Raw genomic sequence first — 10,984 nt, 5'->3', positions numbered from 1 at the left:
CGTCCGCGCGGACGGGGCGCCCGCCGACTGGAGCGTGGTCACCGACGGCGGCGAGGTGCTGCACGCCGACGCCGTCGTGCTCGCGGTGCCCGCGCCCCGCGCCGCGCGCCTGCTGGTGGACGAAGTGCCCGCCGCGGCACGGGAGTTGGCGGCCGTGGAGTACGCGTCGATGGCGCTGGTGACGCTGGCCTTCCGGCGCGGCGATCTGGAGCGCGTCCCGGAGGGCAGCGGCTTCCTCGTACCGCCCGTGGACGGCCGCACCATCAAGGCCGCCACCTTCTCCGGCAACAAGTGGAGCTGGGTCGCCGCACAGGACCCGGAGCTGTTCGTGCTGCGCACCTCGGTCGGACGGTACGGGGAGGAGGCCGTACTGGAACGCGACGACGCCGAACTCGCCGCGCTGTCGCTGCGCGATCTGCGGTCGGCGACCGGTCTGACGGCCGCGCCCGTCGACCGGCTGGTCACCCGCTGGGACGGCGGCCTCCCCCAGTACCCGGTCGGGCACGGCGCCCGCGTCGCCCGCGTACGGGAGGCCGTCGCGGACGTGCCGGGCCTCGCGGTGTGCGGAGCCGCGTACGAGGGCGTCGGCATCCCCGCGTGCATCGCGAGCGGACGGCGGGCGGCCGGGGAGACCCTGGCGCGGGCCGCGGCGAGCAGCGCGCGAGAATAGGCCCATGACTGCCGCACCACCGCCGGAGGCGCCGAAGATGCCGGAGACAGCGGGAAACCCGGAAACCCCCCAGACACCGGAGAAGTCCGAGAGGACACCCAACGCGGGCAAGAAGGCCAGGGACCTCAACGAGGTCGTCCGGTACACCCTGTGGTCGGTCTTCCGCGTGCGCGAACCGCTGCCCGAGGACCGCGGCGGATACGCGGACGAGGTCGAGGAGCTGTTCGGGCAGCTCGCCGCGAAGGACGTGGTGGTGCGCGGCACGTACGACGTCTCGGGGCTGCGCGCCGACGCCGATCTGATGGTCTGGTGGCATGCCGAGTCCTCCGACGCGCTGCAGGACGCCTACAACCGCTTCCGCCGCACCCGGCTCGGCCGCGCCCTGGAGCCGGTCTGGTCGAACATGGCGCTGCACCGGCCCGCCGAGTTCAACAAGTCGCATCTCCCGGCGTTCGTGGCGGGCGAGGAGCCGCGCTCGTACGTGAGCGTCTATCCGTTCGTGCGCTCCTACGACTGGTATCTGCTGCCGGACGAGGACCGCCGCCGCATGCTCGCCGACCACGGCCGGATGGCCCGCGGCTTCCCCGACGTACGGGCCAACACGGTGCCCGCCTTCTCCCTCGGGGACTACGAGTGGGTCCTCGCCTTCGAGGCGGACGAACTGCACCGCATCGTCGACCTGATGCGTCATCTGCGGGGCTCGGAGGCGCGGATGCACGTACGGGAAGAGGTGCCCTTCTTCACGGGGCGGCGCAAGCCCGTCGCGGAGCTGGTGGCCGGGCTGGTCTGAGGCGTTCCGAGGCGTGTGCCGGCAGCCCGTCTGTCTGTCAGTCTGCCGGTCTGCCGGTCTGCCGGTCTGTCTGCCTGCCTGTCTGCCGGTGTCCGGCACGCCGGTGAGGCCGGTGCGGGGCTGCCCGGTCCCTGCGCGAACGGAGAAGCTCCGCATGCCGAACCCCCGACTCTCCGACCCATGGCCTGCGTACTTCGCCGACCGCGGGCACACCGGCGTCCGCCGCATCGGCGCCGGTGTCGAGGGGATCGTCTACACGCTGGGCGAGGGCCTGGTCGCGAAGGTGTGGAGCGGCCGGCCGCCGGGCGACGTCGAGCTGACCCGCGAGGTGTACGCGGACATCGCGCGGCACCCGCTGCCGTTCGCCACCCCGGAGATCCTCGACGTCGAGGAGCGTGCGGGCGTCCTGGTGACGTACGAGCGCGAACTGCCCGGAGAGCCGATGCGGGGCGACTCCGCACACGAGGACTACGAGCGCGAGCTGTCCGCCCGGCACTGCGACGCGCTGCTGACGGTGCTGCGCGGCATGGCCTCCGTGCCCGGCACCGAGGCCATGCGCCGGCTGACCGTCCAGGGCGACGACCGTCCGCTGTGGCGGGACCACGACTGCTTCCGCGACGCGCTCGCGGCGCTGGTCGTCCGGGCCGCGGCGCGGAACGGTCCCGCCCTGGCCGTCTGCGTACGGGACTTCGAGGCGGGAGTCGACCGCACCCGGAAGGCGCTGCGCTCGCTGCCCGAGGTTCCGGTGACGGCGGTCCACGGCGATCTCGTCCCGCCCAACATCCACCTCGACGCGGACGGACGGCCCGTCGCGGTGCTTGACTTCGGCTTCTACACCACCGCCGGCGACCCGGCCTTCGAAGCCGCCGTCGCCGCGGCCGTCTGGGACATGTACGGGCCGTACGCGGAGGAGCACGCCAGGGAACTCACCGGGCTCTTCGCCCGCGAACTCGGGTACGCGCCGACGGCCCTCGCCGCGTATCAGGCCGCGTACGCCCTCACCACGTACGACCTCTTCGGCCGGGACGAGAGCGACGGGCACTTCCGGTGGTGCGCCCGACTGCTGCGGCGCAACGCCGTGTTCGGCGCCGCCTGACGCGGGTTCCGTCGGACGGATGTGAACCGGCGGGCGAGGCAGGGAAGTTCGGGTCCCGGGTGGAGTTCAGAAGCGGTGGGGGTGCGGGCCGGGGCGGCGAGGGCAGTCCGCCGCGGGGCCCGGGGTGCGGCCCGTCAGCAGATACGCCGCCAGATGACGGTCCGCGCATGCGTTGCCCCCGGCGACGCCGTGGACGCCCGCGCCCACCTCGGTGACGAGGGAGGAGCCCGGCAGCCGCCGCCAGGTCCGCACCGAGCCCTCGTACGGGGTGACGCCGTCGCGGGTCGAGGCGAGCAGCAGGACGGGCGGCAGCCGTCCGGGGGCCGGGCCGACGGGGACCGGACGCGCGGGGGCGCCACCCCGACTCCAGTACGCGCACGGCAGGTTCGTCCGCAGGTTCTCCCATGTCTGGAAGGGGGCGCGGCGGGCGAGCGCGGCGTGGTCGCGGGCCCAGCGCGACCAGGTGCGCGGCCAGTTGCCCTCGGAGCACTGCACCGCGAGATAGGCGGCGTCGCTGTTCTCCCGCTGTGCCGCGGAGCCGGATGCGGAGGCGGCGACCTGGGTCAGCGCGCGCGGGTCGCCCTCGTCGAAGTCGGCCAGGGCGGACGCGAGTCGGGGCCAGCTCTCGGCGCTGCGTCCGGCGTCGAGATAGCCGAGCAGCAGGCCGCGGGAGCCGGCCCCGCCGCCCGGGGAGTGTTCCGGGTCGGTCCGGCCGGGTCGGTCGGTCCGGTCGAGCGCCGCGCGTGCCGCGTCGAAGCGGCGCTGCACCGCCGCCGCCGTGGTGCCGAGCCCGTAGACGCGCTGGTGCCGGGCGGCCCAGGAGGCGAAGTCGCCCCAGCGGCGCTGGAAGGCCGTGCTCTGCTGGAGCGCGTCGCGGTACCAGATCCGCTCCGGACGGGGGTCGGGTGCGCTGTCCAGGACGAGACGGCGTACGTGTCCGGGGTAGAGCGTCGCGTACACGGCGCCGAGATACGCCCCGTAGGAGGTGCCGGTGAAGGTGAGCTTCCTGCGGTGCAGGGCGGCGCGGAGCACGTCGAGGTCGCGGGCGTTGTCGGCGGTGGTGAAGCGGGCGAGCCGCGCGCCGTACCGGCGTGCGCAGTCACCGGCGAACGCCGACGCCCGCTCGCGCAGCGCGCGTTGGGCCGCCGCGGACGGTACGGACGGTACGGCCGCACGCTCGTCCGCCGGGCCGTGGCAGCGCAGCGGTGCCGAGCGTCCGACGCCGCGCGGGGCGTAACCGACGAGGTCGTAGGCGCGGTTGAGCTTCGACCACACTCCGCCGCGCAGCGTCGGGTACAGCGGGAAGCTCATGCTGTCCGCGCCGGGGCCGCCGGGGTTGTGGAGCAGCGGACCCTGGTGTGCGCGGGCCGGGCCGGTCGCGCGTTTGCGGCTGACGGTGAGGCGGAGGGCCGTGCCGTCCGGCGCCGCGTAGTCGAGGGGGACGGCGACCTCGCCGCACTCGGCGTATGAGGGGAGACCCTCGTCGTCCGGGCACTCGCGCCAGTCGATCCCGGCGGCGGCCGCCGCGTCCGCGGCGCGTGCGGCGCCCGCCGCCTCGCGTGTCTGCCGGGTGGGGTGTGCTCCGGGTGTCTCGTGCGCCGCCGGATGTGAACTCGGGGCCATCGCCGTGCCGGTGAGGACGAGCGCGCCGAGCGCGGCGTGGATCGCGGCTGAGCGCACGGGTGCCTCGTTCCTGTCGTATCCGTCGTCGTGGGTGTGCCGTACGTGAGTGTGCGTACGCGTTGTGTGACCAACTCGTATGCTCCGCGTAGCGGTTGGCGGAGTAAACGACCGGCGGCCGGTGTCGGCGCGCATGGTCCGAAGCGGGGACCCGTCAGGGCGTACGTGCGAACTCCGCCCGTACGGAAGGGAGTTCGGGCACAGAGTCCGTACGCTCCCCGTGTTCCGGCCCGGCCGCCGGTCCGTACCGGTACGGGGCGCGACCCGCCCGCCCCGGAAATCCTTCGCGCCCGCTCACCGCGCCCGGTACCTTCTCCGCGTGTTCACACCGCGGGGAGCCGCACGGCTCCGTATGCGGCCACCCGGGCAGGTCCCACGCTGAGAGCAGGTTGCGTCCATGGCATGTCGTATCAGCGAACTCGTGCTCGGCTGCCGGGATCCCGAGGTGCTGGCGCGGTTCTGGTGCGAGGTCCTGGACTTCGTGGTGCTCGACCGCGAAGACGACGGCACCCTGGAGATCGGGCCGCGCGAAGGGTTCGGCGGGCCGCAGCCGACGATCATCCTCAGCCGCAGGGACGAGCCGGAGCAGGGGAAGCCCCGGCTGCACATCGACGTCAACGCCACCGACCGTGACCAAGGCGCCGAGCTGGAACGGCTGTTGAAGCTCGGGGCGCGCTCTGCCGACATCGGCCAGACCGGCGAGGAGCCCTGGCACGTGCTCGCCGACCCCGAGGGCAACGAGTTCTGCCTGCTCAAGGCCCGCCTCAACCCGCTCTGACACAACCCGCTCTGGCGCAGCCCGCTTTGACGGCTCAGCGGCCGAGGACGAGCCGCAGCCACCGGCGGAAGCGTCCGCCCCGCAGCGGCGCGGGGCCGGAGCGCTCCAGCCACCACACCCGCAGCCTCCTGCGTGCCCGCAGGCTCCCCGCGGTGCCCTCGTCCAGGACGTGTGCGGCGAAGTCGAGGGCGTCGCGCCGGTAGCCGCCCGTCATCGGGGTGGTCCGCGCGTAGCCGTGGAAGAGCGTGCGGAAGGTCTTCTCGCCCAGGATCAGGGGCAGTTCGGGCGCGACCTTCGCGACGACGCCGGCCCGCTTGGCGACGAGCGCACGGCTCTGCACCGCCAGCCGCTCCCGGTCGAATCCGTCCGGCGCGGACGCGCCCGCGACGAGCGCGGCCAGCAACTCCGCCTGTGCGCGCCCCAGTCGCTCCCGCGCGGCGCTGCCGCCGCCCCCGGCGTCCCCCTCCGTGACCGTGACCGTGCCCACGTCCGCGTCCGTACTCGTACCCGTGCCCGTACTCGTGCCCGTCGTCTCAGCGGCCATGGACGCTCAACTCCCGCTGCTCCGCGCCCTCTTCGAGCACCCGCCGGATGCTCTCCAGCTCCCCGGCCAGCTCGTCCACGGGCGGGAAGTTCTCGTCCCGCTCCAGCAGTACGCCCGGTGGCGCGGTACGCGCGCGGAGCTGTGCGAGCACGTCCAGGACCTGCGGCGGTACGGGGTGCGCGTGGCTGTCGTGCCAGACGCCGTCACGCTCGAAGCCGCCCGCCACATGCACGTACGCGAGGGAGTCCAGGGGGAGTTCGTCCAGCGCCGCGGCCGGGTCCTCGCCGCGGTTGACGTGGTTGGTGTGCAGGTTCGCGACGTCGATGAGCAGCCGTACGCCCGTACGTTCCACCAGCTCGGCCAGGAAGGCGCCCTCGGTCAACTCCTCGTCCGGCCAGGAGAAGAGCGCCGCGATGTTCTCCAGGGCGAGCGGGACGGGCAGCGCCTCCTGGGCGACGCGTACGTTCTCGCACAGCACGTCCAGGGCGTCCCGGGTGCGCGGCACGGGCAGCAGATGGCCCGCCTCCATCTCGGGGTGCCCGGTGCGCGGCCCGCCCGCCCGTACGAACGCGATGTGCTCGGTGACCAGCGGTGAGCCGAGCGCCTCGGCGGCCCCGGCGAGGGCCGACAGCCGTGCGGGGTCGGGGAGTTCGGCGCCGCCCAGGCCGAGGGAGACGCCGTGCGGGATCACGGTCGTGCCGCGTTCGCGCAGCCGCAGCAGACTCTCGGGCAGATGGCCGGGGCAGACGTTCTCCGCGACGACCTCGACCCAGTCGATGCCGGGCAGGGCCTCGATGCCGTCCGCGATCTCCGGGCGCCAGCCGATGCCGGTGCCCAGCCGCACCCCCGTCTCCGCCGTGCCGGCCGCGTCCGCCGCGCCCACCGATATCCCCGTGTCCGTCATCCCCACTGCCCCTTCCCCCGGCCCCGTCGTACCGCTCTCCAGCGCTTCTGCCACGTCGCGCGCGGACGAATCCTCCACGTCCCGGTTTCAGAGCCGTACTTGAGGTTCGCACAGGCGAGCGGCGCGGCGGGCCCGCCTCGGCTACCGTCGACTTCCATGCGACTGGACGGAGTCGGCCGCCGATACGGCCGGAACGGGGGCAACAACTCCGGGGCACGCTCGGGCCCTTGGGGAGTATGGGTGCTGCGCGGAGTCGATCTCACGCTGCAGGAGAAGAGCCTGGTACGCGTCGAGGGCGCCAACGGCAGCGGCAAGTCGACGCTCTTGCGGCTGATCGCGGGGATCGACGTGCCCAGCGCCGGGCGGATCACCGGCCGCCCCCGCTGTGCGTACGTGCCCGAACGCTTCCCGGCGGCCATGCCGATGACCGTGCTGGACTATCTGGTCCGCATGGGCCGCATCCACGGACTGGGACGCAGCACCGCACGCGAGCGTGCGCGCGAGTGGCTGGAGCGCTTCGGGGCCGACGCGTACGCGCGCACGCCGCTGTCCGAACTGTCCAAGGGCAGCAGCCAGAAGGTCGTCGTCTCGCAGGCGCTCATGGTCGGCGCCGAACTGCTCGTCCTCGACGAGGCGTGGACGGGCCTGGAACCGGCGGCGCGCACCATGCTGGACCGTGCGGTCGCCGCGCTCGTCACGGACGGCTCGACCGTCGTCTTCGTCGACCACGACCCCGGACGGCTGGCCGGCGCCGCCGACGCGACGTACCGCGTGGAGGACGGCGGCGTACGGGACGTCACGGGGCAGGAGCCGCAGCGGCGCGGAGCCCCCGCGTCCGGGCCGCGCGTCCGCGTCGAGGCGGAGGCGCCGCCCGGCGTCGTGCTCCCGGAGGGCCTGCCCGGCTCGCCGCAGGTACGGCACACCGGCGAGGACACCACGGTCCTCACGGTCCCCGTGGCCTACTCCGACGCGCTGCTGCGCGGCCTGCTCGCCGGCTACTGGCACATCCGTTCCGTCGTACGTGAGGAGCAGCCGAGGTGAAGGCGCTGCTGGGCTACCAGACCGAGTTGCTGACGCGCTCCCAGCGGTGGCTGTCCCCGCTGGTGCTCTACGCGGCCTTCCTCGCGGTCGGCGTCCAGTGGGGCGAGCCGCTGCTCGACGGCCTGGGCTACACCTCGGCCGCGCTGCTGCCCGTCACCGCCTGGCTCGTACGGATCTGTGTGAACGGCGAACCGGACGCCGCCCGGCAGTGCTCCGCGGCGGCGGCCGGGCCAGGGCGGGTGCATCTGGCGAGCCTGCTGACCGCGTTCCTCGGCGCGTGTCTGCTCGGTGCGGCGGGGACGGCGTTCGCGGTCGCGGCCAGCGAGCCGTACAGCTCCGAGGGGCATGTGGCCGTCCCGCTGTGGCCCGCGGCCGGGGCGGGGCTGCTCGCGGACCTGGCCTGCGCGCTGCTCGGCACGGCCGTCGGCGCGCTGTGCAACCGGCCGGTGATGCGCAGCGCGGGCTGGGCCGTGCCGTCCGGGATGCTCGCGGTGCTGCTGGCGCTCGTCGCGGCCGGATCACCGGCGAACGCCGCGGTCTCGGGGCTGGTGACCGGCTCCCACTCGGGGACGGTGACCGTGCCCTACATCCCGGCCGCGCTCTCGGCGGGAGCCGCGCTGCTGGCCGTCGCGTTCGCCTGCCGCCAGGCGGGGCGTCGGGTCTGAGGCGGCGGCCGTACGAGGGCTTGCGTACGAAGGCGGCCGCACGAGGGCGGGGGCGCGGGCTCAACTCGGCCCGTGCGGTGCGTACATGGGGCGTACGTCGGACGTACGGTCCTCAACCCCCTGTGTGCGACGGGGAGTTGGCCCGTACGGGAGCCGCGTGGCGGCCCGGGCCCCCGGAGGGACCCGGGCCTGTGCCCGTACGGATGCGCTGCCGCGGTCAGTGCCGCCAGGGGCCCGTGACCGCGAACGTGGTGCCGGGGTCATAGCAGTTGACGTACATCGTGCGGTTGTCCGGCGAGAAGGTCACGCCCGCGAACTCGCCCCACGCGGGCTCCTCGGGCGTGCCGACGTTCTGCCGTCCGCGCGCCATCGGATAGACGGCGCCGTGCTTCGTCAGACCGAAGACGTGCTGCGCGCCCTCGCCGTCCTCGCACACCATCAGCCCGCCGCTGGGCGCCAGACAGATGTTGTCCGGCTCCTCGCCCGGCAGTTCCAGATCGGTGTCCGGGCCGAAGACGATCACGAGCGTGAGCTTCTTGTGCTTCGGGTCGTAGCGCCAGATCTGCCCGTAGTGGTCGGCCTGCGAGCCCTCCTCGCTCTTGGCGTAACTGGAGACGAAGTAGACGGACTTGCCGCCCCAGTAGCACCCCTCCAGCTTCTGGGCGTGTGTGATGCCGTCCTTGCCGAAGTCCTGGAAGCGGATCGGCGTCTCGGCGGCCAGCGGATCGGGGACGTCCACCCACTCGATCCCCTCGAAGCTCGTGCCGGGCTCCTGTACGACCGACAGATCCGGTACGCCGGGCACCCGCATCGCCTGGAGCGTGCCGCCCGCGTGCAGGGAGCCGTAACCGCCCAGCGGCTTCTCCGGCAGGAACCGGTAGAAGAGACCGAAGGGCTTCTCGAAGGCGTCCTCCGTCTCGTAGACCACGCCGTTGCGCGGGTCGAACGCGACGGCCTCGTGCTGGAAGCGGCCCATCGCGGTCAGCGGCTCGGTGGAGGTGGGCCGGTCCTTGCGGAAGCCGACCTCGAAGATGAAGCCGTGGTCCTTGGTGTAGCCCTCCTCTCCGGCCTTGAACTCGGTCTCCTCGCACGTCAGCCAGGTGTCCCAAAGGCTGGGCCCGCCCGCGCAGTTGGTGGAGGTGCCGGCGATGCCGACGCGCTCCTGGAGGACCTCGTCGTCGTGGCCGAGTTCGAGGACGGTGCAGCCGCCGAGCGCCTCCGGGTCGTAGGTGAGCCCCTCGACGGTGGGGACGCCGTGCTCCGCGTCCATCCGGTTCTCGTGGTTGCGCACCAGCCATGTCGAGCCGTGGCGGCCGTCGTGGCCGTGCGGGCCGGCGAAGGCGGCCATCCCGTCGCAGTGGCTGGGCACCTTGCCCTCGCCCGAGCGCAGATCGTCGCCCTCACGGGAGAGGATCTTGTAGCGGAAGCCCTTGGGCAGATCGAGCACTCCCTCGGGGTCCTCCACCAGCGGTCCGTAGCCGGAACGCCCTCCGGTTCCCTGGGCGGCGGCGGTACCCGTGAACAACTCCGAGAGGGCACCCGAGAAGGCGATGCCCGCTCCCAACGCGCCCGATCTCGCGAGTACTTGACGTCGTGTCGTCATACGAAGCTCCCTGTCCGGCGGGGCAGATGTCTGGTGTGTCTACCACGGGGGCGGGGGCGCGGGCACTAGCTCTGACCGGGGCCGACCGGCCGCGGGGGCCGCCGGTTCATCAGGCGGCGAGCCGGGCGCCGTCCCGTGCGAGGGAGGTGAGACGGCTGATCGCGCGGAAGTACTTCTTGCGGTAGCCGCCCTCCAGCATCTCCGGACCGAACAGCTCGTCGAAGGGCGCTCCCGAGGCGGCCACCGGAAGCTCGCGGTCGTACAGCCGGTCGGCGAGCACCACCAGACGCAGCGCCGTCGACTGGTCCGGCACCGGCCCGACCCCCGTCAGACACACCGCGTCGAGACCGTCGACGAGCGCCCCGTAACGGCTCGGGTGCACCGCCGCCAGATGCGACAGCAGCGCCGGGAAGGCGTCGAGCGAGGCGCCCGGTGTGCGGTGCGCGGCGCGTGTGACCTCGTCGTCCGCGAGCGGCGCGGGCGCGGCGGGCAGTCCGCGGTGCCGGTAGTCCTCGCCGTCGATGCGCAGCGTACGGAAGTGGGAGGAGAGGCCCTGGATCTCGCGGAGGAAGTCCGCGGCGGCGAAGCGGCCCTCGCCGAGCCTGCCGGGCAGCGTGTTGGACGTGGCGGCCAGGGCCACGCCCCGCTCGGCGAGACGGGAGAGCAGGCTGGAGACCAGGACCGTGTCGCCGGGGTCGTCCAGCTCGAACTCGTCGATGCACAGCAGCCGGTGGCCGCCGAGCGTCTCGACGGTCTGCCGGAAGCCGAGCGCGCCGACGAGGTTCGTCAGCTCGACGAACGTGCCGAACGCCTTGCGCTCGGGAGGCGCGTCGGTCGCGTGCCAGAGGGAGGCGAGCAGATGCGTCTTGCCGACGCCGTAGCCGCCGTCCAGATAGACGCCGAGGGGGCCGGACTGTGTGGACGGTGACGAACCACCGCGCCGGAACCAGCGCTTCAGACCGCCGGCCGCACCGCCGCTGCCGCCCGTGCCGGGTCCCGTTCTGCCGGTACCGCCGACGCGGGCGGCGAACGAGCCCAGCACCTCGACCGCCTCGGCCTGCCCGGGGTGCTCCGGGTCCGGTACGTACGTCCCGAAGCGGACGGCGTCGAAGCGCGGCGGCGGCACCATCTCGGCGACGAGGCGCTCGGCGGGTACGCGGGGCTCGCGCGCCGTCAGGGACAGCGGCGCGCGCTCGGCGGGGGACGGGCCGGA

9 protein-coding genes and 1 pseudogene are annotated in these 10,984 nt (G+C 73.7%); 6 read left to right on the top strand and 4 right to left on the bottom strand.

Features of this window, described 5'->3' with window-relative positions; translation table 11 throughout:
- The 3 genes from AN218_RS25860 to AN218_RS25850 form a co-directional block, all read left to right on the top strand.
- Positions 1-670 (top strand): protoporphyrinogen/coproporphyrinogen oxidase (locus AN218_RS25860; RefSeq protein WP_171908797.1); only part of this gene is annotated, 670 nt, incomplete at its 5' end.
- Positions 671-707: 37 nt separating this feature from the next.
- Positions 708-1,460, top strand: coding sequence for a hydrogen peroxide-dependent heme synthase (gene hemQ, locus AN218_RS25855; protein WP_070019393.1), 753 nt, complete (start codon positions 708-710; stop codon positions 1,458-1,460).
- A 154-nt stretch (positions 1,461-1,614) separates the two neighbouring features.
- Positions 1,615-2,556 carry a phosphotransferase family protein gene (locus tag AN218_RS25850; RefSeq protein WP_070019391.1) on the top strand — a complete coding sequence of 314 codons (942 nt, stop codon included), beginning with the start codon at positions 1,615-1,617 and terminating at the stop codon, positions 2,554-2,556.
- A gap of 66 nt (positions 2,557-2,622) precedes the next feature.
- Here AN218_RS25850 and AN218_RS25845 read toward each other — a convergent pair whose 3' ends face one another.
- On the bottom strand, positions 2,623-4,236 hold the full coding sequence (locus tag AN218_RS25845) for an alpha/beta hydrolase (RefSeq protein ID WP_070019389.1): 1,614 nt from the start codon (positions 4,234-4,236) through the stop codon (positions 2,623-2,625).
- 397 nt (positions 4,237-4,633) lie between these two features.
- On the opposite strand from AN218_RS25845, the gene AN218_RS25840 reads away from it, so the two are divergent.
- On the top strand, positions 4,634-5,014 hold the full coding sequence (locus AN218_RS25840) for a VOC family protein (protein ID WP_070019388.1): 381 nt from the start codon (positions 4,634-4,636) through the stop codon (positions 5,012-5,014).
- Positions 5,015-5,048: 34 nt separating this feature from the next.
- Here the strand turns inward: AN218_RS25840 and AN218_RS37595 are convergent.
- A pseudogene (locus AN218_RS37595) lies at positions 5,049-6,402 on the bottom strand (MbnB/TglH/ChrH family RiPP precursor modification enzyme).
- Between the two features lie 216 nt (positions 6,403-6,618).
- Here AN218_RS37595 and AN218_RS25830 point away from each other — a divergent pair.
- Complete coding sequence (locus tag AN218_RS25830; protein ID WP_079132592.1) at positions 6,619-7,503, top strand: ATP-binding cassette domain-containing protein; 885 nt, start codon at positions 6,619-6,621, stop codon at positions 7,501-7,503.
- Positions 7,500-8,168, top strand: a complete 669-nt coding sequence (locus AN218_RS25825) for an ABC transporter (RefSeq protein WP_070019384.1) — start codon at positions 7,500-7,502, stop codon at positions 8,166-8,168. Before AN218_RS25830 ends, AN218_RS25825 begins: the two co-directional genes overlap by 4 nt.
- A 217-nt stretch (positions 8,169-8,385) precedes the next feature.
- Here AN218_RS25825 and AN218_RS25820 read toward each other — a convergent pair whose 3' ends face one another.
- Positions 8,386-9,771, bottom strand: a complete 1,386-nt coding sequence (locus AN218_RS25820) for an alkaline phosphatase PhoX (RefSeq protein ID WP_070019383.1) — start codon at positions 9,769-9,771, stop codon at positions 8,386-8,388.
- A 109-nt stretch (positions 9,772-9,880) separates the two neighbouring features.
- A partial coding sequence (zapE, locus tag AN218_RS25815) for a cell division protein ZapE (protein WP_244900721.1) occupies positions 9,881-10,984 on the bottom strand: 1,104 nt, incomplete at its 5' end.

Source organism: Streptomyces nanshensis, from assembly GCF_001751255.1.
In the GTDB taxonomy this organism is placed as follows: domain Bacteria; phylum Actinomycetota; class Actinomycetes; order Streptomycetales; family Streptomycetaceae; genus Streptomyces; species Streptomyces nanshensis_A.
The sequence above is the reverse complement of the archived record's forward strand: the minus strand, read 5'-3'. Positions and strand labels throughout refer to the sequence as shown.

What these genes read in the sequence shown, in the direction of transcription:
- hemQ (WP_070019393.1), top strand. Translation starts at nt 708, where the DNA reads ATGCCGGAGACAGCGGGAAACCCGGAAACCCCCCAGACACCGGAGAAG.
- AN218_RS25850 (WP_070019391.1), top strand. Translation starts at nt 1,615, where the DNA reads ATGCCGAACCCCCGACTCTCCGACCCATGGCCTGCGTACTTCGCCGAC.
- AN218_RS25840 (WP_070019388.1), top strand. Translation starts at nt 4,634, where the DNA reads ATGGCATGTCGTATCAGCGAACTCGTGCTCGGCTGCCGGGATCCCGAG.
- AN218_RS25830 (WP_079132592.1), top strand. Translation starts at nt 6,619, where the DNA reads ATGCGACTGGACGGAGTCGGCCGCCGATACGGCCGGAACGGGGGCAAC.
- AN218_RS25820 (WP_070019383.1), bottom strand. Translation starts at nt 9,771, where the DNA reads ATGACGACACGACGTCAAGTACTCGCGAGATCGGGCGCGTTGGGAGCG.